Source organism: Neobacillus sp. YX16, from assembly GCF_030123505.1.
Classification (GTDB): domain Bacteria; phylum Bacillota; class Bacilli; order Bacillales; family Cytobacillaceae; genus Neobacillus.
Map to the genome: position 1 here is coordinate 2,989,714 of NZ_CP126115.1, position 22,705 is coordinate 3,012,418.

General features: G+C 37.1%; 21 protein-coding genes and 2 pseudogenes. 15 read left to right on the forward strand and 8 right to left on the reverse strand.

Annotated features, from left to right (window positions below):
- Positions 1-247 precede the first annotated feature (247 nt).
- Positions 248-646 carry a hypothetical protein gene (locus QNH48_RS14420; protein WP_283955517.1) on the reverse strand — a complete coding sequence of 133 codons (399 nt, stop codon included), beginning with the start codon at positions 644-646 and terminating at the stop codon, positions 248-250.
- 305 nt (positions 647-951) lie between these two features.
- Here QNH48_RS14420 and QNH48_RS14425 point away from each other — a divergent pair, with 305 nt between their 5' ends.
- Together QNH48_RS14425 and ltrA are read left to right on the forward strand one after the other, a co-directional pair.
- The gene (locus QNH48_RS14425; protein ID WP_283955518.1) at positions 952-1,182 is read left to right on the forward strand and encodes a hypothetical protein; all 231 of its coding nucleotides are present in this window, start codon (positions 952-954) and stop codon (positions 1,180-1,182) included.
- A gap of 577 nt (positions 1,183-1,759) precedes the next feature.
- On the forward strand, positions 1,760-3,088 hold the full coding sequence (gene ltrA / locus QNH48_RS14430; protein ID WP_283951264.1) for a group II intron reverse transcriptase/maturase: 1,329 nt from the start codon (positions 1,760-1,762) through the stop codon (positions 3,086-3,088).
- A 280-nt stretch (positions 3,089-3,368) separates the two neighbouring features.
- Here ltrA and QNH48_RS30465 read toward each other — a convergent pair whose 3' ends face one another.
- Entirely contained in the window at positions 3,369-4,097 is a 729-nt protein-coding gene (locus QNH48_RS30465; protein ID WP_349655131.1) for an alpha-helical endospore appendage domain-containing protein, read from the reverse strand.
- Positions 4,098-4,384: 287 nt separating this feature from the next.
- Positions 4,385-5,623, reverse strand: a complete 1,239-nt coding sequence (locus tag QNH48_RS14440; protein ID WP_283955519.1) for an IS110 family RNA-guided transposase — start codon at positions 5,621-5,623, stop codon at positions 4,385-4,387.
- 383 nt (positions 5,624-6,006) lie between these two features.
- On the opposite strand from QNH48_RS14440, the gene QNH48_RS14445 reads away from it, so the two are divergent.
- Positions 6,007-6,471 carry a GNAT family N-acetyltransferase gene (locus tag QNH48_RS14445; RefSeq protein ID WP_283955520.1) on the forward strand — a complete coding sequence of 155 codons (465 nt, stop codon included), beginning with the start codon at positions 6,007-6,009 and terminating at the stop codon, positions 6,469-6,471.
- Positions 6,472-6,606: 135 nt separating this feature from the next.
- Here the strand turns inward: QNH48_RS14445 and QNH48_RS14450 are convergent, their stop codons facing one another.
- The 3 genes from QNH48_RS14450 to QNH48_RS14460 form a co-directional block, all read right to left on the reverse strand.
- Positions 6,607-7,596: a DUF3231 family protein gene (locus QNH48_RS14450; protein ID WP_283955521.1), complete on the reverse strand. Its 990-nt coding sequence runs from the start codon at positions 7,594-7,596 to the stop codon at positions 6,607-6,609.
- Positions 7,597-8,695: 1,099 nt separating this feature from the next.
- A complete protein-coding gene (locus tag QNH48_RS14455) occupies positions 8,696-8,995 on the reverse strand; it encodes a spore coat protein (RefSeq protein WP_283955522.1) in 300 nt (99 codons plus the stop codon).
- Positions 8,988-9,200: a hypothetical protein gene (locus QNH48_RS14460; RefSeq protein WP_283955523.1), complete on the reverse strand. Its 213-nt coding sequence runs from the start codon at positions 9,198-9,200 to the stop codon at positions 8,988-8,990. Before QNH48_RS14460 ends, QNH48_RS14455 begins: the two co-directional genes overlap by 8 nt.
- A gap of 144 nt (positions 9,201-9,344) precedes the next feature.
- On the opposite strand from QNH48_RS14460, the gene QNH48_RS14465 reads away from it, so the two are divergent.
- From QNH48_RS14465 to QNH48_RS14480, 4 genes and pseudogenes are all read left to right on the forward strand, one after another.
- Entirely contained in the window at positions 9,345-9,560 is a 216-nt protein-coding gene (locus tag QNH48_RS14465) for a spore coat protein (protein ID WP_283955524.1), read from the forward strand.
- A 10-nt stretch (positions 9,561-9,570) separates the two neighbouring features.
- Positions 9,571-9,933, forward strand: coding sequence for a spore coat protein (locus tag QNH48_RS14470; protein WP_283955525.1), 363 nt, complete (start codon positions 9,571-9,573; stop codon positions 9,931-9,933).
- A gap of 15 nt (positions 9,934-9,948) precedes the next feature.
- A complete protein-coding gene (locus QNH48_RS14475; protein ID WP_283955526.1) occupies positions 9,949-11,085 on the forward strand; it encodes a zinc-dependent alcohol dehydrogenase in 1,137 nt (378 codons plus the stop codon).
- Between the two features lie 453 nt (positions 11,086-11,538).
- A pseudogene (locus QNH48_RS14480) lies at positions 11,539-11,772 on the forward strand (IS110 family RNA-guided transposase); the annotation flags it as partial.
- 566 nt (positions 11,773-12,338) lie between these two features.
- On the opposite strand, the gene QNH48_RS14485 reads toward QNH48_RS14480, so the two are convergent.
- Positions 12,339-12,617 (reverse strand): hypothetical protein, encoded by a 279-nt coding sequence (locus QNH48_RS14485; RefSeq protein ID WP_283955527.1) that lies wholly within the window; start codon positions 12,615-12,617, stop codon positions 12,339-12,341.
- 226 nt (positions 12,618-12,843) lie between these two features.
- Between QNH48_RS14485 and QNH48_RS14490 the strand changes: the two genes are divergently transcribed.
- The 5 genes and pseudogenes from QNH48_RS14490 (at position 12,844) to QNH48_RS14510 (ending at position 18,099) form a co-directional block, all read left to right on the forward strand.
- Entirely contained in the window at positions 12,844-13,194 is a 351-nt protein-coding gene (locus QNH48_RS14490; protein WP_283955528.1) for a VOC family protein, read from the forward strand.
- A 449-nt stretch (positions 13,195-13,643) separates the two neighbouring features.
- Complete coding sequence (locus QNH48_RS14495; protein WP_283955529.1) at positions 13,644-14,006, forward strand: hypothetical protein; 363 nt, start codon at positions 13,644-13,646, stop codon at positions 14,004-14,006.
- 375 nt (positions 14,007-14,381) lie between these two features.
- On the forward strand, positions 14,382-15,584 hold the full coding sequence (locus tag QNH48_RS14500) for an IS110 family RNA-guided transposase (RefSeq protein WP_283955530.1): 1,203 nt from the start codon (positions 14,382-14,384) through the stop codon (positions 15,582-15,584).
- Positions 15,585-15,886: 302 nt separating this feature from the next.
- Positions 15,887-17,181, forward strand: a pseudogene (locus QNH48_RS14505) (IS110 family RNA-guided transposase).
- Positions 17,182-17,682: 501 nt separating this feature from the next.
- Positions 17,683-18,099 (forward strand): GNAT family N-acetyltransferase, encoded by a 417-nt coding sequence (locus QNH48_RS14510; protein ID WP_283955531.1) that lies wholly within the window; start codon positions 17,683-17,685, stop codon positions 18,097-18,099.
- Between the two features lie 167 nt (positions 18,100-18,266).
- Here the strand turns inward: QNH48_RS14510 and QNH48_RS14515 are convergent, their stop codons facing one another.
- On the reverse strand, positions 18,267-20,015 hold the full coding sequence (locus QNH48_RS14515; RefSeq protein WP_283955532.1) for an ABC transporter ATP-binding protein: 1,749 nt from the start codon (positions 20,013-20,015) through the stop codon (positions 18,267-18,269).
- A 431-nt stretch (positions 20,016-20,446) separates the two neighbouring features.
- On the opposite strand from QNH48_RS14515, the gene QNH48_RS14520 reads away from it, so the two are divergent.
- From QNH48_RS14520 to QNH48_RS14530, 3 genes are all read left to right on the forward strand, one after another.
- Entirely contained in the window at positions 20,447-20,653 is a 207-nt protein-coding gene (locus tag QNH48_RS14520; protein WP_283955533.1) for a hypothetical protein, read from the forward strand.
- 507 nt (positions 20,654-21,160) lie between these two features.
- Positions 21,161-21,658 carry a DinB family protein gene (locus QNH48_RS14525; protein WP_283955534.1) on the forward strand — a complete coding sequence of 166 codons (498 nt, stop codon included), beginning with the start codon at positions 21,161-21,163 and terminating at the stop codon, positions 21,656-21,658.
- 489 nt (positions 21,659-22,147) lie between these two features.
- Positions 22,148-22,636 (forward strand): DinB family protein, encoded by a 489-nt coding sequence (locus QNH48_RS14530; protein ID WP_283955535.1) that lies wholly within the window; start codon positions 22,148-22,150, stop codon positions 22,634-22,636.
- Positions 22,637-22,705: the final 69 nt, after the last annotated feature.

Consider the following 22,705-nt stretch of genomic DNA (forward strand, 5'->3'; position numbering starts at 1 on the left):
ATGGATTTAACAAACCACCAAGATTCGTAGGGTATCTTGAAATAATCTTATTATGGTCTAAAGGTATTTAAGGTATTTTCACACTACGATTCTATTGTGCAAGAAAACGTAATAGACTTTCTACCAAATTAAAGGGTCCCATTTTCGGGTGCAATCTTGATAAATATTCATAAGAAAAGACGTATGAATTGGTATACATCATTTTCCTTGTTTATTAATGTTTTATTATCCAGGATGAAAGGTGTTACTAGGGGTTAGCAAGACAAAATATATAAGCAGGACAGGATTCGGACAGTGTTGGAAGTATTATTACAGGTTGAACACTTCCAGATTCTAATCTTACCAGGGTAGGAACTCCATTATTCAAAGCCCAAACTACCATTGGGCATATGTCTCTATTAGAAAGTTCTGCTTGAACGAAAGGGTTGGCTAATTCTTCGACTGTTGGAGTACTAAATTCTGGATCGCCAGTTAGGTTATCACAGGTAGCTAGTTGCGGGAATTCCCCTATAATATTCGGAAAAGAAATTCGCATCCCATTATTTAAGGCAATAGGAGAATCGAGAGCAAAATCTATCCGTCGTTGCCTACATTCATGTGGTTCATTTGGATAATCGGTTACAGGTGGACAAATTCGTATACCCAAAATATTCACCTCCTTTGCTTGTCCTACTATCAATGTATGTAAAATAAAACTGAAGGTATAGATATTTGTAATAGACTCTACTAAAAAATTACGCCAAAGTATTTCTATTTATGTTAAATGAAAGGCTGTGTGATTCCCCGCGATAAAGGTAGTCTTTATAAAAGTTTGTGAAATAATGTTCTTAAACTATAGGGTGCGTTAGCGTAAGTTCGGTGCTGTCATTTTGGCAGCTCTTTTTATTGGGTTAAAGGGGCAGAATAGTTAAAAACAATATTAAAAAAATATTTAATAACCGAGGGAAATTTATGAAAATAATTACTATTGGCATAATATTGGTTGTTGTTGGATGTAGCATTTTAGGGTGGTTAATTAAAGATGCCTACAAAAATAATAAAGGTGAAAGTAAAAAAAATAAAATTCTTTATTTATTATGGATAATATTAGGTGTCTTACTAGATACAAGTGGATTAATCGTTTTCGTTGGATTTATATTTTTAGGCGTTATTTTAATAATTTATCATCCAATCTTCAACTAAAGGGTGCGTTTCTCCCAGATCAGCTGCTTCGGCGGCTTTTTCTTATTGTACTAATGGGGCAGGTGTGCGGCCGAGCATAGGTCGTATCATATAGCGGGTGGGATTCCCGTCGAGTAAGAACTAGCCATTCGCTCGTAGCGAGTCTTGAAGGACTAAAGGTAACTTTAGTCTTTAAGCGTAGACAGTTAGGTGGCGGGCCGAAAGCCCAAGGGTTGAAGGGATTGAGCTCCATAATGTTAGAAAATCGAGAGGGCTGATGACATACCTGCGTTCAGAAAGCTACATTTTATCTTTCGTTAATGGCAAGAAGGGTAAAACCTCTCTGGGGTCAGAGACCTTGGCACGTTACACATTGATATGATACGGCAACTCGGGAGACCCTACCGGTCTTTTCTTATTTTAATAGAAGAGTATGGTCTACAAGTGATAAAAAGCGAGGAAACCAAATGCCGTGTAGGGAGTCGGATAGCAGCGTAGTACCAATGAAGTTGGGTAATGCCGATGGAGGAAAGGCTAGCTACCAGTTATCACCCTTACTAGGGACACATTTACTACACACAGAGGTAGGTATAAATAAATGGAAACAAAACTACTAAGGATAGCAGAATTAGCAAAATCTAATCCTAAAATGAAATTTACATCTCTTGCACATCTTTTAGATAAGGAAGCATTAATTCAATGCCATCTTGAACTACCCAATAAGAAGGCAACTGGGATTAACGGTACTACTAAAGAGCAATACGATGAAAGTTTAGAAGAAAACATAGAGGACTTAGTAAGTAGGCTCAAAAGCAAAAGTTATCGTCCTGTTCCAGTAAGACGAATGTATATCCCAAAGCTCAACTCAAACAAGATGAGACCATTGGGAATACCGGAACAAGAAGATAAAATTGTTCAAAAAGGCATTACGAAAATACTAAATGCCATCTATGAAAATGACTTTCTAGACTGCTCATTTGGGTTCCGTCCAAATAGAAACTGCCACGATGCACTGAAAATACTGAATCATTATATTGAGAAGAGAGCAATAAGCTATGTAGTAGATGTAGATATTAAAGGCTTCTTTGATAACGTTGACCACAAATGGATGATGGAATTCTTGAAACTCCGAATCACTGACACTAACCTACTGAGACTAATCAGCAGGTTTCTTAAAGGTGGATACATGGAGGAAGGTAAGAAATACAAGACAGACAATGGTACACCGCAAGGTGGAGTGATATCTCCGATATTAGCCAATGTCTATCTCCATTACGTTCTTGATCTATGGTTTGAAAAAGTGGTTAAGAAACAATGTAAAGGCCAGGCGTATATAGTAAGATACGCAGATGATTTTGTTTGTTGTTTTCAGAATAAAAGTGAAGCCGAGCAATTCTTTCATTCATTAAAAGCGAGATTAAAGAAATTTAACCTAGAAATAGCCGAGGATAAAACTAAAATAATTCCCTTCGGACGGTTTGCGGAGAAGAATGCAAAACGTGACGGAATTGGCAAACCGGGTACCTTCGACTTCCTTGGATTTACTCACTATTGTGGGATAAGTAAGCACGGGAAATTCCGAGTAAAGCGGAAAACGAGCAGGAAGAAAGTCCAAGGCAAACTAAAAGGAACTAAAGAATGGCTGAAGAATAATAGGAATAAAGATATTCATATGATTATGGATAGATTTAAACGCTCACTAATAGGTTACTACAACTATTATTGCATCACAGATAATACCCAAACTGTTAACAACTTTAAAGAGAAAATCGAATGCTTACTATACAAATGGCTAAACAGAAGAAGCCAAAGGAAATCCTTTACTTGGGACAAATTCAGGCTCTTTCTTAATAAATATCCACTACCTTCACCAAGAATCAAAGTGAATATTTATGATTTAAGAAAAGAAATTAGCTATATTCTGTGAATGATAATTTGGAGGAGCCGTGTGCGTTAATAGCGCAAGCACGGTTCTGTGAGGGGGAGGAACACAATCTACCGTAAGGTAGAGAGGTTCCTTTCTACTCGACTAGTGAAAGATGAGGAATGATTTCTATTTCATTTTAACCCAATTTACTATTAATAGAAAAACGGTTAAAAAAGCACCCTTACTGGTGCTTTCTTTGAAGGGAGTGAAATTTAATTTACCAAATCCCTTAATATCCAATCATTATCCATTCTAATATATTCTTCAGTTTCTATATTCGTTAAGAACACAAAGGTCCACAGATTTCGAAACATTCGACACCAGCAGCAGTTAATAGAAAAGCTTGGATTGTTCCGATAGGGAGCACTTGATTTAAAGTAAAAGAGAAATTGAATGTTGTTTGGCTGGAGGGAGTGAAACTGAAATTAGCGAAAAAAATACCAGATTGTTGAGATAGTCCACAAATAGGACCGGCAATATTTGACGGTAAACAAAATCCAAACGGATCCGAAGTTGAACAAGAACTAAATGAAGTTAAAGCACACTCGAACAATAAACCAAGATTATAGAAAATTGGTGGTGCTGGAAAGCTCACTTGGTAATTCCATGTTAGTCCGTCAGGGGATACACCAAGAAATGTAATCGTGGATCCGTCAGAAAGTGTCACGCTATCTGGACAACTTAGCGGTTCTGGCAGTGTTGCTAATAAATCAAGTACATTTTCAAACTTGAACTCCAAAAGCATTTCCTTTTTGATGACGTCACGAAGGGTTCTTTGAACACTTGCATTGACATCAAGAAGATCACCTAATGACACCTCTGTGGGAGAAAGCGTAACACCTGTATCACCTAGTGTTCCAAGAACAAATTGTAGCTTCTCTGCTTCAGCGTTCATAATATGAGCGAGAGCCAATTCCTCAAGAGCAATGGAACTTAGAAGTAAAGGAATGGTTTGTTCAACAGAAACCGAAATCAACGGTGTGATATTTGGTATATTTGGGAAAGACAAAATAATTCACCCCCTTTCTATTATTGTAATATTATTTTATGCTATAAAATTTAGTTTGTTTATATGCTTGTCCCTAGTAGATTAAAAAATAGGATTCTACAACCACCCATATTTTCTCAAATCAAAGTTTGTGAATAAATGTACTTAAAGTAAACCAGCTAATAGTTTGTCAACATTTTTCAATTAAAAGTTTAATAACCTCATGTTATACTAAAAATATTCATGCCAAATAACCTTCCGTTATGCTCTTTTTGGAAGGTTTTGTTGTATTTAGTTAGATATAGATTTTAAGCTATATCTTGGAAAGTAGATCTGCTTTTTAATAAGGCGTAAATCCAATGTAAGAGCTTATTTGTACAGGCAATGATCGCTACTCTAAAGGGTTTTCCTTCTTCTCGTTTCTTATCGTAAAACTCTCGTAGTCTTCTATTGCGTGGAATAATCTCATCAGTCGTTTTCTTTTTACGGGAATCCCGAATACCACTTTGAACAGCCATATACAAGGCGTGGCGAAGCCTACACGAGCCACGTTTGGTTATTCGGTTTACCGATGCAGTAAACTTTCCTGAAGAGTACACACTAGGATCTATTCCAGCGAACGCAACTAACTTTTTGGCACCATTAAACCGATCTATCTCCCCAATTTCAGAAATAATCGTTGCAGCGATTTTTTCTCCGATTCCAGGGATAGATTGGAGGATTTCATATTCTTCAATTTTACTAGCGAGGGCATCTATTTCATCCGCAATATTGGATAGATGCTCTTGGTATTGAAGAACAATCTTAACCAAGATTTCAAGGTTAAAAATATGACTATCGTAGAGGTTGTTTTGAAAAGGATCACGAAGGGCTGCTTCTCTTAATTTCTGTGCCTTTTCCTTTGCCCATGACTCCGAACGACTCATACATAACGAAGCTATCTTATCAGTTAACTCTTTTTCACTCACACTTAATACAGCCTTAGAAGTAGGGAACTCTAGTAAAGTAAGCAATGATACTTTCGAATATAGGCTTCCAAATACACCTCGATACTCTGGAAATACCTGATCGATTAAAGAATGAAGCTGTAACTTTGTTTTCGCTGATATTTCTGCAATACTCTCTTGTTGTCTTGTTAGATTACGAAGGTTTAAGAGTTGAACTCCACGCTTCTTGTAAGGCTCTAATTCTTCTTTATAATACAATTCACAAAGGTGATAAGCATCGATTGCATCTGTTTTTACCTTTCTTAGGCTTGAGCTCTTGGCTCTGTGTGAGATAAGAGGATTGACGATAATATAAACATATTTTTGTTCCTCTAAAAACTGAATAACGGGAATATGATAGTGCCCAGTTGATTCTAAAACGACCGAAGGTTGATGACCACCTGCTGATTTCTCAACTTCTTGAAGGAAATCTAATAAATTCCCCAAACCCTCAAGATCATGATTAATACTAAAGCTCTTACGGTATGGCTTACCTTTATCTAAAAAAGCTTGTACCTGACTTTCCCCTTTTGATACATCCAGACCAATGACTGGATTCATACTTTATCTCCTCCTAGAAATGCAATATTAGTCGGTATCCCCTAAGGCTTCTTGTAATGTCATAGGTTCGCTTGTAAAACGGGATCTATGTCCCAACGAGCCTGAAACATGTTTATACAAGTAGGGGGTGAACAGTTTAGCTAACGGGATTGAATCCCACGGGTGCGACGTTCTACCCCGACTACCGTAATCATAAGACCATATAAAAAAAGGTCAACCAGAAAAATCTGGATAACCTTATATTACGAACGGGTGCGTTAGTTTAAGACTAGAGGCGCTGCTTTAATGAAGATAATTGGAGAAGATAATGTGAAGATAGATATGGTATTTGATTATGAGATAGGTAATGATTTAACTTCAAATATACAAGAATTGTTAAGCGAATGTTTTCAAGAAGACTTTCCAAAAACAGAATTTATTTCAAACAATTACCTCATTTTAGATTTGTAGTTTTTAACGACAAAAATCAACTTGTAGGACAGGTAGGAATAGATTACAGAGTGATGAATCTTAACGGAAATCCTATAAGAGTGCTTGGTCTAATTGATTTATGTGTCACCCAAAACACTCGCTCACAGGGGATAGGTTCGATGTTACTTTTAGAAATTGAACAGTTTTGTTGCAATAGAAATATTGATTTTTTATTGTTATTTGCTGACTACAAAACGTTGTATTTAAAAAATGGGTACAAGTCAGTTACGAACAAATGTAAATGGTTAAAAATTGACCATATAAGTCAAATTACAAGGGATATAGGTTATGAAGTAATTGATGGATTAATGAATAAAGAAGTTGGTAAGTCTGGGTGGAGCGAAGGAGATCTAGATTTTTTAGGCTATCTTTATTAAGCTAACGGGTCCGATAGGTGAATTGGGAGTTGTCGATACGGCAGCTCCTATTGCTTATTGTGCTAACGAAGCGGGTTTGTTGAAAAACAATAAAAAAAACCAACCGAATATAGGATGGTTTTCAGTGAAACTTTATCAATTAGATAATTCTCTACGATCGACCGAATGCGGTGGTTCCTCGAACCATTCATTAGCAATCATGATTTCCGCACAGTCTTCCGCGAGTTTGACATCATTTTTAATTGCAGAAGCATATTTGAGTCCTAGATCGCGCCGCATGGAACCGGACATGGCAGTTCCATAATATGCCATGGCAGATTGAATAAGAAAGGCACAATGGAAAATCATCAATTTATCGGAAAAAGGTGCTGTCTCGGAATCGGTGATATGGGTATCCCAGGAAATCGACGAACTGATAAAGTCCTCATGCAGGATTGAACGAAAAATCGAAAGATGCTCTTCTGTCTGTTCCACCACCCGTTGGAAAAATGTCTGAATTTCTTTCGACTCAGCAGTTTGGCTAAAACCTAAGATTAAATCTTTTGCGAGTGTACTCTTCTGTAAATTATAATAAAGACTGCTGATTTCAATAACGTTCAAGGGTCGATGGACCCCTAACCAACCGGCAAGAAAACTTTGTTTTTTAGCAAATTCCACTTCTTCTGGCAAGGAAATGGTAGGAACCCGGTCCGATAGTCCCTTAGATTTTAACATGTCTAAGGTTGTATCATATATCTCAGAAGCGCCTTTGAATGCTTCTAAATAAAATCTTCGTACGTCCAGCCTGTGAGATGTGGTCATTCCGAGTGAATAAGCGGTTAATCCATGGGTAGTCATTCCGTGAAGATAAAACAGCCAAAATTCATCAGAAAATAAGCGAGGAGCATCAAGATGGACATCTTTCTCCGTAAATCCATGCGGAATCGGAAACTGTTCTTTTTGAAAAATCTCAGTAATCATTTGAAGGAGATGATTGGTCAGTTGTTGTGCTTTTTCAAAAATGGAATAGATGTCGGAATCCATAATGGTTTTTAAAGCATAGGAATTGACGCACCGTGCCAACGTGTTGTTGAGATAGGGGGTCCAAAGATTCGATACATCCAGTTCTACGATTTTTTTAATCATTGCTATGCCTCCAAAACAATTTTTTTAACCCTATCCAAGCCATGATAAAAACCAATTTATTTTGCACTTTTTTATTAGCTTTTTTTAGGTATTAATTTACGGCTACTTGCTTTATTGACAGGACATATTGTACACAATTATGTGAAGTAATATACTTAAATGTAGTGTAGTGCTTTATTAAGTGAATAAGTCATTTTGAAGTTATTTTCAGAGATTGTCCATTCCTCTATTGGAAGAAAGTACAGGCAATTTGTCACTTTACTTGGAGCCTCTGCGGGCAAGATTATGAGCCATGAAGCCAGATATATTAAGAATTCTGGCTCAGCCAAAATCAGGCTATCATGCCCGCCTCTCCAAATAAAGTGCACGTCACTACAAGGACGAATTATTAGGAATTAAATTAAAATCTTATCTATGAAAAACTTTATTTTAACCACTTTCCTTTGGAAAGGACTACAGAAACAAACGGGTGTGTTGGTCCAGGAGGATTAACGGCCTTTTTTGTTGAATTCCTTATTGTACCACCATGAAAATAAGTTTCTTCAAGATTAGAAAAATGACAAAACTTAAGAAGACCCTGCTCAATCGTTAAAAAAAGAGGAGAGCAATAATTATAAGTCTATGGATTAGGGTTGACTGGATTAAGGTCAGTATCAGTATGGACACTTCCTAACCATTTTCATTCTTTGTGGAGCAGCACTCATTTTGTTCTGCATGGATGGCTAACGGGGTAGGTACTATTAGGGTTCCAAGGAAAATGGATAGGGAATGTTTCAATGTGGGTCCAGGAGAACACAGACTGTTAAATTTAAGGGATATGGAGCCCTTTTTAAGAAAAATACAGTTTTGAAATACTCTCCTGTCGATGCTTGTTTTTGTGTTAGCTGTGGTAATGTATTATTGCTAAAAGTAAGAAACCCAGAAAAGTTCATTTGAATTTTATACAATGATTACGGTAATGAAAGGGTAACAGTGACAGGCGGCTTTTCTTCTTCAACTGACGGGCAGGTGAAGATCTACCTGTGTAATATATTGAAGGAAAAAATCAGCTGTTTAATAGCAGCTGATTTTTTATTGCATAAAACATACGATACTGCCCCTATTGATCTTTAAGGTTTAAAGCTGTATGCGCATCCTGCAGTCTTACATTTACTTGGTCACCTAAATTATTAGGGTGATAATATCCATTGGCAATCATAAAATCTGTTATCTTGGCATGTGTATCCACTGCATTTCTTAATTGCTCGCGAAGAGCTGATTTCAGTTCAGGTGTAGCTGTTTCCGTAATAGCAAATGCTAGATTTCTGACGGCAGATTTAGATGAAATCAGAAAATCCGAGGCGATTGCCCGTTCTGTTAATCCTCCCATACCAGCCATATTTTGCAGGAGATTATTCATTGTGAGTCTCCTCCCTGTTTGTAATAAAGTTCTGAAGTTGCTTCAGACCTTGACTTCCTGATTCTAAATCACCAGAAAGAATTGTTTTAAGATCTCCATCAGGAAGCAATTTGCTCATAGTTACAGTTTTTGTTAAACATACTGTTTTAAATGCAATTAACTCGAGTGTCTCAAGTGTTTCATGAAGTCCTAAATATTTTGTCAAGAGTATCTCTCCAATCTTTAAAAACTTCTCTTATCTTACTTCAGACAGGAGATTCATATTCCACCAAAAATATTCCATAACCAGTTATATTTCATTGAATAATTTTCACATAGTAAAGGGATTTTAATTTCAGGAGGTGAAGTTATGGAGAAGGAAATCTTGGCTTATCATGAAACAATGGAAACACATGAGGTATTAAACCTGAAAACTGTATGCTTATTGAAATCAAAGCTTATGCAGGGGCTTTGCTTCGATAATGATTTAAAAGCACTGATGGAAAAAGATGTTCAACAATCAATCGCAGCGATAAATGAACTTAAAGAATTTTATAAAGGTGCAAGAACCAATTATATAGGATGAGGTGAAAAAAATGGAAATGGATTATTTGGATCCCCAAGGGGCTGAACATATGCCAGAAATGGCAGATTCAGGCATTGCATTGGAATTTCTTCTTTCAGTTAAAACGGGCATTCATACATATGCCATTGCGTTAACTGAAACAGCTAGCCCGGAGTTAAGGGAAGCATTATACAGGCAAATGGAACAATCCATTGATTTACACACAGAGATATCTGAATTGATGATAAGCAAGGGCTGGTTATATCCGAACGATGTTGGCAAGCAAGTTGAGTTGGATCTTAAATCTGCCGACAATGCTTTAATGATCGCCGGGATGAACATATTCCCTAATGATACGGATAGACTTGGAATGTTCGCAACGCCTAATAAATAAGGGAGGTAAGAAAAAATGAAAGCTGTCACGTACCAGGGGAATAAAAATGTCCAGGTTAAAGAAGTAAAAGACCCAAAAATTAAAAATGGCGATGATATCATTGTAAAAATAACAACTTCTGCTATATGCGGATCCGATTTGCATTTGATTCATCAAATGATTCCCAATTTGCCAACTGATTACGTAATAGGCCATGAACCGATGGGGGTAGTCGAAGAAGTAGGACCGGAAGTAACAAAATTGAAAAAAGGGGATCGGGTAATTATTCCCTTTAATGTAAGCTGTGGGCATTGCTGGTACTGTAACCATGACTTAACTAGCCAATGTGATAATTCCAACCCTCATGGTGACATGGGCGGTTTCTTTGGATATTCAGAAACAACCGGTGGATATGCTGGCGGACAAGCTGAATATATGCGTGTTCCATATGGAAACTTTACTCCATTCAAATTACCGGAGAACTGCGAAGTAGAAGATGAAAAGTTGGTGTTACTTGCAGATGCAGCCTCAACAGCTTATTGGAGTGTAGATCACTCTGGTGTCAAAGCTGGTGATACTGTCATCGTTTTAGGATGTGGGCCAGTAGGTCTCCTTGCTCAAAAATTTGCCTGGTATAAAGGTGCTGAGCGAGTTATTGCTGTCGATTACATCAATTACCGGCTTGATCATGCGAAACGAACCAATAAAGTGGAGACTGTAAATTTTGAGGAACATGAAAACGTTGGCGAATATTTAAGAGAGATAACACAAGGCGGAGCAGATATCGTTATTGATTGTTCAGGTATGAGCGGCAAGATGACTCCTCTTGAATATCTTGCATCCGGAATGAAGCTTCATGGCGGTGCAATGGGCGGGCTTGTCATTGCGTCACAGGCTGTACGCAAAGCTGGTACCATCCAAATTACCGGTGTTTATGGGGGACGTTATAATGGTTTCCCGTTAGGAGACATCTTCCAAAGAAATGTTGACATTAAAACGGGTCAAGCCCCAGTTATTCCGTATATGCCTTTTCTTTATAATCTTATATCTGAAGGAAAGGTTGATATTGGTGATGTAATTACACATGTTCTTCCATTAGACCAGGCAAAGCATGGATACGAAGTTTTTGACACAAGGACCGATAATTGTATAAAAGTCATTCTAAAACCTTAAATTGAATAAATCTAAGATGAATTCCTATAAATTCTTTTAAAAATGGAGATTGTTATTTTGTATAACAAGGACTTATAATTTGGGATAGCAGTTTTTCGTATACTATTAACAACTATCTACACCGCAATACTTGCATCACAATTAATGGCCACAAAACATAAGTTTGATTACCTTTATTTCACAATTAAATTTACAGAAAGATAAAACAATCATTTAAGGCGGTGATCATCCATCGTCTTTTTTGTTGAATCAATGATTTTCTTAATTACCGATAATGGTTATAAGTATTCATTGAATATCCTTGATTTCTTGAAGGACAGCAGAGCAAATATGTAAAATTATTCACCATAAGGAAACTTTGTGAAACATTGTACTTAAACTATAGGGTGCAATAGTTAAAGATGGGATCGCTGCGGCGGTCTTTTTGCTTGTTCAGCTAACGAAGCAGGTTAGCGAGGAAGATCAAGACTCCGACGCTTCCTCTACTTAGCAACCATGAGCCTTGTGATGAATAACCCTGAATTTAAAGCGATCCATTCCCATAATGTGAAGGTTAAAAAGATAAAGAAAATGAAATCAATAATGAAACTGATAGGAAAACTAGCCAGGATTTTTGTAGGAATAGCACGACGAAACGAGTCTTACTGTCCAAGTAAAATCCAAGTATTAATCCCTTTAGCAGCATAGAAATAATACATTAGTTTTATAAATGCATCATTTAAAATTGTTAACTTTAATTTTTGAATGTTGTCTTATTCGTAGGATTTCAAATATGTACGGAGTACCAGGTTTCTTAAACAAAAGGGCACTGTGACCCATCAGGTTAGCATAACTGGCCTCCACCCCTTGGATAGGCATGACGAAGGAATGAGAGGGCGATTGACCCGTTGAGACATGGGTGGGAAAGCCTCCAGGGGCGGCGTGGAGATGTACATTATATGGTAAAATATGGAGTGGTAGCTGACTCCTTTATTTATGCCTTCACGAAGCCAAGATGATCTGAACTCATTTCAATTACCCGTAAATCCAATTACAAGGGTTATGAAATCCTGCGAATAAGTGAGCATTCAAGAGATATTGGTATCAAACTTAGGGAGTTTAGGAGGAATTACTTGGAAAACGTTAATAATAAACTTAATGGACTTTCTACCAAATTAAAGAGTCCCATTTTCGGGTATATTCTTGATAAATGTTCATTAGAAATGACGTATGAATTTTGGTATACGTCATTTTCCTTGTTTAGTAATGTTTTATTATCCAGGAAGTATGGTGTTAGGGTTATCAAGACAAATTGTATAGGCAAGACAGGATTCGGACGGCGTTGGAAGTATTATAACAGGTTGAACACTTCCAGGTTCTAATCTTACCAGGGTAAGAACTCCATTATTCAATGCCCAAACTACCATTGGACATATGCCTCGATTTTCAAGTTCTGCTTGAACGGAAGGGTTGGCTAATTCTTCGACTGTTGGAGTACTAAATTCTGGATCGGCAGTAAGGTTATCACAGTGAGCGGGGTTCGATGCGACCAATATAGTTTGCTGAGGCAACCTTTTTTCTTTTTGAACAATTAGCAAATTTGTGAAGAAATGTACTTAAAGAAACGGGCGCTAGAGTTGAAGATAGGGGTTGCCACGTGGCTGCCCTTTTTCTTGTTTTACTTACGGGGATATTTAGTACAATCAGAAAAGGGAAAAAGAGACCTATTGACGAATTGATAAAATTAGTAATTCAATGTCATATTTACTGGAGGTATTTATGAATCCTATACTAAATCAAATCGGGACAGTTTTTATTCCTGTACGTAATATTGAAGAGGCACGTAATTGGTATTGTGACATACTTGGCTTAGCAGCAGAAGGCGAAATATTATTTGGTCATTTGTTTATAGTACCTATGAATGGAACAGGGATTGTATTAGATAGCAAAATTTTTTCAGTTGAAAATATACTCAAAGTCCCACTATTTCATTTCAATACTAATAATATAGAAAATGCTTACGAGTCTATGAGGGAAAAGAATGTAGAAATAACAACAGGAATAGAGCATAACCAATGGTTTAATTTTAAAGACCCTGATGGCAATCATTTGATGGTGTGTAAGTGTTAAAACCTTCTTAAGCTCCCTCAGTTAGATACGATTATCTCTCAAAAACTCACTTATTGGCAGGATTTCAAAGCACTTAATAACCTTAGGGGACAAATGAAATGAGTTTTTAGCAATTTGGCTAAATGAAAGCGTACTTAAATAAAGGGGTTAGGTATATCTCCATTAATTTCCATATAATGTACGGTCTCCACGCCACCCCTGTAGGTTTTCGCTCCCATGTCTAATGGGTTGCTAAGTTAGGGATTGAGGGCTGCTTCGGCAGCCCTTTTCTTGTTCCACTAGCGAAGCAGTATAGTTAAAATAAGGTTTGGGAATCAGTTCAATTGAATTGTAAAATATTTTAGGTTATTTTTAGTGTTTTCTTATATAAAATTTAAAATTAGTTGTTTGTTTGTCCAAGCATTTTACTTCCTTTTGAATTTAATAGAATCAAAAGGGAGGTGAAAGTAATGAATAATAATGACGTTGTTTCTATTGGAGCAAATTGTGTAGTAAGAATTGGAAATCGGTTCTTTCTACTGGTAGAAATTGAAGTGGAAGATATAGATTTAGAGGAATTTGTTTTTATCCGAATTTCTGAGCGGGAATTTAGAACACTAATAAGAGCGGGTGTTCAACGCTGTACAATTGCTGACCGCATTCCACGTAACAATGCGGAATTCATATGTGTTTTAATAGAAAATGGTCGAGCATTTTTGGTTTTCGACGTGGAAAACAATGAAGACGAAGCTGTACTTGTTAGAATTTCATTAACAAGAGCAGAAGAGTTAATCCGTAGAGGAGCAATGAGATGTACTGTAATTAATAGATAAATAAAAAAGTTATTATGGTTCTGCAAAGGGATACGAAAACTAATTTAACATATTGAGTCGTTTAGACGGCTCTTTTTTTTTTAGAAAGCAAGTTTGTGAAATATTGTACTTAAAGTAACGGGAGCTTTCGTATTATAAGGTTAACCAGTTTTTACTGGTTGACCTTTTTTTAATAGAATCTATTATATCAGTAGCCAGGGTAGGACGTACGGGTGCGTGGGACAAAGATTCCGTCAAGTAAACTGTCCGCCCCCTACTTGTAGAAACATGTTTGAGGCTGGTTGGGACAATGATCTCGCATAACAAGCGAAGCTATGATACTTCAAGATGGAATAGGGGTACTGGTAAGTAATTTGAGAGAGGAAGAGATAAATAATGAATCCAGTAGTTGGTCTGGATATTTCCAGTGGGGAAAGTGAAGTTCAAGCATTTTTAGATAAGGGAAAACCTTATGGCAAAAGTTTTAAGGTATCGCACACCAATGAATCGTTAGGAGTATTATTTCACTTTATGAGAAAGATAGAGAATGAGTCTGGTCAAAAACCGACTGTCATATTAGAAGCAACAGGGCATTACCACACGCCAGTCATTCAGCTCTTAGAGGAACATAATTATTTGTATATAATGGTTAATCCACTACTGTCATATCAAGCAAAGAAATCAAGTTTACGAAAGGTTAAAACCGATGCAGTCGATGCCTATTGCTTATGTGAACTTTTTTACAAGGAAGAGTTGGATCCATATAAAAAGCGTGGGACTCAGCTGTTAAACCTTCGTAACCTTACAAGACAACACGAAACTCTGACAGGTCTTTATGTACAAGCTAAGTTGCAGTTTAATGCGATATTAGAACAAGTATTTCCAGAGTATAAAGGCGTTTTCGGAGATATGTATTCGAAGGTTTCATTAAATACACTGTTGGAATATACCACATCTGAATCTGTTTTGAGGGAAGAGGAATCTAAATTAGCAGATAAGATTGCGAGTTTATGTACAAGTCGTTCGGAGCGTTGGGCAAACGAAAGAGCAAAGAAGTTGATGGAGGCAGCTCAGCGTAACCCATTTAAGAGCACACTATATCATAGTCATTTGAATAGCTTAGAGATGTATATTCAGATGCTTCTCCAATACCAAGAGCATCTTGCCAAGTTGGACGGGCGAATAGATGCTTTGGCAGGAGAAATTGAAGAATATAAGATTATCCAATCGATCCCTGGAATTGGTGAAAAAATCGCTGCAACGATTCTTTCTGAAATTGGTGAGATCGAGAGGTTTAATCATCCTAAAAAACTGGTTGCCTTCTCTGGAATAGATCCGAGTGTCCATTCGTCTGGTAAATTTACAGCGACGATAAATCGGATTACCAAAAGAGGTTCAAGCAGATTGCGTCATGCCTTATATATGGCTGTTCTCTGTGGAATAAGGGGCTCTCGCAATAAGAAGTTAAAAGAGTTCTATGATAAAAAGCGAGAAGAAGGAAAGCCCTTTAAGGTAGCAATGATTGCTTGTACAAATAAACTTGTTCATTGGATTTTTGCATTACTAAAAAGTAAAGAAACTTTCCTTGATTTGGCTTAAGAGATACAATTAAGTAATACATGAAAAACCTTCCAAGAAAGAAGATGAGGAAGGTTATTTAGCATGAACATTTTTAGTATATCCTTAGTTGTTTTATTTTTTTATAGAAAAATATTGACATCCTATTAGCTGGTTTACTTCAACTATGGGGTAATGCCATTTTCTTGTTCCACTAACGGAGCAGCATTCCTGTAATGAATGAAAAAGAGGTTTGAACAAAAAAAGAACCTCTTGGTAGAATAAGAGAGTCCTAAAAGCTGGCCAGCAAAAAAGGACAATCCCAAATACCAGGAGGTCTTGAAATGAATTATAACCAAAATGAAAAGATTGCTCAAATCACTTCTCAGACTCTTATTATAGGTGTAGATATTGCGAAATTCAAGCATGTTGCACGTGCACAGGACTACAGAGGAATGGAGTTTGGTTCCCCTTGTTATTTTGATAATACCAAGCAAGGATTTCAACTGTTTCTTGATTGGATCAAAAATTAAAACTAGAACAACACATGGAAAAAGCGATCGTAGGGATGGAACCTACTGGCCACTATTGGCTAAACCTAGCTCATATTCTGAAAGAAAATCAAATAAAGTTTGTCGCTGTGAACCCATTACATGTTAAGAGGAGTAAGGAACTTGACGATAATTCACCGACTAAAAACGATGTGAAAGATGCTAAAGTCATCGCTCAGTTGGTCAAGGACGGGAGATATGCTGAACCGACGATACCAAAAGGTGTTTATGCAGAACTTCGTGTGGCGAAAAAAATACGTGATCTCCTTACTGATGACCTTCAAACGGTGCAAGGCCAGATTCACAACTGGCTAGATCGCTATTTTCCTGAGTTTCTAACCGTCTTTAAGAGTTGGGAAGGTAAAGCAGCGTTGCAATTTTTAAGGTTAGGATCCTTACCAAATGACCTGATCAATTTCTCTGATCAGTACTTATTAGACCATCTACGGAAAGCAGTTAGTCGTAGTGTAGGAATAAATAAAATACAAGAGTTAAAACAAGCAGCTAAAGAGTCCATCGGACTTTGCCAAGGTTCAAATATGGCCAAATTAGAACTGGCCACTCTGCTTGATAAATATGACTTGATACAAGCGAAGTTCGAAGAACTAGATCAGAAGATAGATAACTTGATTGAACATATACCTGGTGTCCAGCAAATGTTAGCAATCAAGGGAGTGGGGAGAGATACGGTTGCCGGCTTCTTTGCAGAAGTGGGAGATCTACAAGGGTATTCGCACCCGAGACAAATCATAAAGTTAGCTGGATTAAGCTTGAAAGAGAATACTTCTGGCAAGCATAAAGGGCAAACAAGGATCTCTAAAAGGGGGAGGAAGAAGCTAAGGGCTCTCCTCTTCAGGGTGTGTATGATTATGGTCGCGAAGAACTCGGCCTTTAAAGCGCTGCATGTCTATTACACGCAACGTCCGAACAATCCTCTAAAGAAAATGCAGTCTCTGATTGCCTTGTGTAATAAGCTAATACGTATATTCTTTGCCATTGGAAAGAAACAATTTGAGTTTAGTGAAGAGAGAATGTTACAGGATATCCCTCATATGAGAGTAAACATAGAAGTTGAAAAGGTAGCATAATGCAGTAAGAGCAGTAGGTAGGATAGGTTTTTAGGTGTTATAAGTCTCGGACATTTGAAGCACGGATTAGTCAGCAAAGCAACTAAACTTCGGGCAAGGACCCTGTGGGGCAGCATGACTGACATCCACCTCATGGAAAGGTTGGACGAAGGAATTTGAGAGCGAAGACTCTGTGAGGCATGGGAGGGTTGACCTCCATGAGAAATGTGGACATCCACCAGTGCGATCATATTTTTACTCATCCACCATTTTTTGTAAGTGTGTGGCTAATGAGCTATCAGTCTTTTTGCTTCAAAGACCCAAATTTATCCTTACGAGATAAATCCAACCAAAGTAGCGAGCTGTAAACCCTACAATAATAATCTATAAAATACTGAGAATACTGGAGAAAACGTGAGTTTTCACTTTGTTTATTGAGGGAGTTTTAGTTTAATAAGATAGGACTATTAGATTATTAAATTGAATAAATAAAATAGATAAAAAAGAAGAGAGGTAATAAAAATGAAAATAGTAAGGCAATGGAAACAAGAAGATAGTGATTATATAAGAAGAAAAGTGATTGAATATAATCAAAAATGTCTTTCAGATGAAGAAAAGACTCCTTCGGAAAATATCAGTTTTATAGTGAAAAATGAAAAAGAAGAAATAGTAGGAGGAGTAACGGCGACAACATTCTGGCACCACTTGCACGTTGATTTTCTGTGGGTTTCTGAAGAATATAGACACGAGGGCTACGGTAGCAAGTTGATGAAACTTATAGAAGAATTTGCAATTGAAAAAGAATGTCGTCTGATAAAATTGGATACATTTAGTTTTCAAGCTCCAGATTTCTATAAGAAGTATGGATATAAAGTGATAGGAATATGTGAAGATCATCCTAAAGGACATAATCAATACTACTTGGAAAAAAGATTATAAATATATTCTTCAATTAACAGGTGTAAGAGTTAAAATGGAGATCCGTGCGGCGATCTTTTTTTCTTGTTCCACTAACGGGCTGTTTAGTTCAATAAGAGTTACAGACCTGCGTATTTAATCTTAGATAAAAATAAATCAGCCCAAAAAAGGGCCGATTTATTATAATATCACAAAGTTAATTCAAACTGTCGGGAATATAGGTTGGAATAAACTCCATCGCTTTCAAGTAAAGAGTGGTGAGTGCCTTGTTCCACAATACCACCCTCAGTTAAGACAATGATCCTTTGAGCATTACGGATAGTTGAAAGGCGATGGGCAATAACAATAGTTGTACGCCCTTTCGCCAGCTTTTCGAGTGATTCCTTGATAATGCTTTCACTCTCGTTATCTAATGCACTAGTTGCCTCATCTAATATAAGAACTGATGGATTTTTAAGAAATACACGGGCGATACTTACTCTCTGTTTTTGCCCTCCAGAAAGTCTAACTCCTCGTTGACCAATAATGGTGTGGTATCCGTTTGGCAAGTTCATGATAAAGTCGTGAGCGTTTGCATCCTTAGCTACTTTTACTATTTCCTCATCGCTGGCTGCTGGATTTCCGTAACGAATATTTTCCAATATTGTTCCCCCGAAAAGGTAAACATCCTGCTGTACAATTCCTATAGCTTTTCTTAGGGACTGAAGGTCAATAGAGCGGACGTTTTTCCCATCCAGTAATACTTCTCCAGTTGTTACTTCATAAAAGCGGGGGATGAGCGAGCAAAATGTTGTTTTTCCAGCTCCAGATGGGCCAACCAAGGCTATATACTCTCCCTGTCGTATATGAAGAGACATATTTTCAATGATAAAGCCTGCATTATCTTCATAACGGAAGGAAACATTTTTGAACTCTATTTCACCCTGTACTTTTTCCATAGGCAGAGTCACGGCATTCCGATTGCTTTCGATTGAAGGCTGTAGATTCATAATTTCCATAAATCGCTGGAAGCCAGTGATTCCTTCCTGAAATTGCGTACTCATATGAGTCAGTTTTTGAATTGGTTCAATCATATAGTTGATATACAATAAAAATGTGATTAAATCGGCAAGATCCAATGTGCTATTTACAATACTGGCACCCCCGATAATAATTACTGTGATTGTAATCAACTGGATAATTGTTTGTGTACTATTGTAAAACTTGGCTTCGACCTTGTAAAATTCTTTTCTGCTCTCAAGGAAACGATTATTTTCCCGTCTGAACTTTTCAATCTCATATTGCTCGTTGGCGAATGATTGGACAACTCGGATTCCTGATAGACTATCCTCTACCAGTGCGTTTACGTCTCCAATCCTTTCCTTGTTTCTTCTTAATGCCCTGTTTTCAATCTTATTGAAATATAAGGAAAGGGCACCGCAAAAAGGTAGGAAACAGAAAGCGACAATTGTTAAATGGCCATTAATAAAGAATAAAATAACAAAGGCCCCAATAAAACGGACTAAATATTTGAGATAGTCTTCCGGGCCATGATGATACAACTCGGAAATCAGCAGTAGATCATTAGTAATCCTGGACATGAGTTGACCAGTCTTTTCTTTATCGTAAAAACTGAAGGAAAGTTTTTGCATATGAGCGAACAGTTCATTACGCATATCCCTTTCCATTCGTGCCCCAACTTTATGCCCTTTGTAGTCCAAAAAATAGTTTGCTATATTTTGGATTGCTACTAAAACAAGCATTAGCGCGCCAATCCAATAAACTTTAGGTAAAGCGGTCGATAAATCTCCTTCTAAAACATCTTTCGTTATATACCGAACAAGTAGCGGCAGCACCAAAGTCACACCTGAGACAATCAATGCACAAGCTAATACTGTAAGATACAACTTTACATATGGTTTGTAATACGAGAAAAATTTTTTTATTGGAAAATCCATAAGTTACCCCTTTTTGTGTTATTTAAATAAACACATATTAGGGGGTACACCGTAAACAATTAAGAAAGTGTTACACCCCTATATGTTTGAACGGATGTGTTAATCATTTTTCGCATGGAAAATTCCTCCTTGACATTTGTTATAACAATTATATGTGAGTACTTTAATAAAGTACAGAATATTTAATTAATTATCTTTACGAATGAAAATATGTGTTTTAAGGTTTTGTATTTAAACTAACGGCTCAGTAATCGGGAAGAAATATTGATTTATTGATAAACTGATTGTTGAGCTAACGGTGAGCGTTGATCCAGCAGGATTAAACGCCTTTTTTTTTGAATTCCTATTGAACAAACTGGGCTGAGACCTGCCATTTTACAATCGCTGATGCGCAACAATTCTCTACACATTATATCCCTGCCGATCATCCAATGATTAAAACACTACAATCGGCTTATCAATCAATTACAGGGGATGAACCCACACTTTTAACATCGGGCGGGGGAACATATGCAGCATTAATGAAAAATGCTGTGGCTTACGGTGCGCTTTTCCCTGGTAAGGTAGATAGCTCTCACCAAATTGATGAATTTATAGAAATTGAAAGCGACAGCCATCTATGCCAAAGAATTATATGAATAAGCCACTTATAAAATCAAAGGCCAGGTATGTCGTTTAGCCAACAGGTCAACCAGAAAAATAAAATGTACCCTATAGAGTAGACACTTAAAAAGGTCTGCCCTATAGGGTACTTTATTTGTCATGATGAAGGAATAAAAGCTGGATGAGCCGAATAAGTCATAGTGATCATGGTTTTGTTGTATTTTCATAATAAAAGAATGGAGTATTTCATTGAGAATATTTTTTCGTTATATGGCCGACAGTCGAAAATGAAGGTTATTTTATGCGTATTAATGGCTTTTTTCGAAATTGATTGAGGATTATTGTTATCGTCACCCGGAAATTTCGGATTACCCTGCCATGTTGGAGAGAATTAGAAGCTGGAGAGAAAGGTATGTCCAATATGGAAGGAACCACTTGGATTTGGTTTTTACCTTTTTAGGACCGATTAATTTATACTATCCAGATTTTTTCTTGTCTTTTAACTTTGAAAGATTACACTAAACAGTGAGGAGATTGGTTGTATGCAAGTTGTAACCAAAATGTTTTTAGAACAACTCGACATGCATTGCCATGAGAATGATTGGTTTGCATCCATGGATCAGGCGCTTCATGGAGTCATCGCAGCTGAGGCAGCATGGACAAGTTCGGGAATCAGCAATTCGATTTGGCAGATTGTCAACCACTTGATATTTTGGAATGAAGACGTAATCCATCGAATTAAGGGCACAGAGAATCCGCATAAGGCAGAAGACAATGAAGAAACCTTTGGAAATCCGGGGGATCCAGAAGACGAAATTGGGTGGGCCCAGACAGTGCAGCGCCTTAATGAAGTCATGAATAAATTAAAAACGGTCATTGCGGACCTTGACGATGAAAAGTTAAAAGCTCCGTATGCAGCTTACAGGTACTCTATTGAGCGTTTACTCAGCAATATCATGATGCACGATACGTATCATCTCGGCCAAATTGTTCTTTTGCGAAAGTTGCAATCCTCTTGGGGTGGCGTTGATTGGTCCTAAAGCACCATAATTCAGCGACCTTTCTCGCCCAGTCGTAGAAGTAGTATTGACGGTGTGAAGCCCTTTTCATTCTCTATGGTGAAGCTGGTGATTTACCTGCTTTATGGATGGCTAAACGGGTGTGTTAGTCAAATAAATTAGAACATATTTGCAGAGCGATCTTTCGCATATTTGATTGTTCACCAGTCTGGCGCTTTTCTTAAATAAGAAGGCGTCTTTTTGCATGTACAACACATTTAGGGATTGAGTTTAATGAGGTGTAAAAAAAGATTGTGAAGTCCTGTACTTAAAGTAAAGGGTGCTTATGTTAAAGAGGGGAATGCTTCGGCGAACCTTTTTTCTTAATTTGTGAAAGGAAATTTAGGTTAATAAGAATTCAGAGCAGATGAAAAGGTCTTTTTATATTAATAAATGAATAGTCAGTAAAGAAAGGGGTTTTCTAAACATGTATAGAATAAGTAGTTATAACTGTTAAAGGTGGGTGTTTTGATGCTTCAACACGAATATGGATGGGTTCGACAGACTAGAGGAACTCTGTTAGATTTTTGTGGGAAATTAGATCCTAATCACTTAACTCATACTAATGGTTTCGGTTGGCAAAGTGTAAGAGACACATTGGTTCATATAGCAGATTGCTATGTTGCATGGCTTGGCTCATTTGTTTTATTGAAGATAAAAAAACCACTTACTCCAAGGGAAGAATTACATAATCTCAGTTTAGAGGAAATAATAGCACGATTTGATCAAGTAGACACAATAGTATATGAATTATTAGAACTACATGGACATAAATTAAACGTCCTAATTGAGGAAGAAATCCCTTGGAGAGAAGCACCTGAACTATTATCTATTACTCCTCGTAAATTGCTATTGCACACCATTACTCACGAGTTTCATCACAAGGGACAAATAGTAGCCATGCTCCGTCAGATGGGTTATGAGCCCCCAAATACAGATATTTTAGGAACAGAAGATTAATTTATTCTAGAAGTATTTTGGGCGATGCTTAATTGACATTGCCTTTTTCGTTGAGTAAGTTTGTGAAGT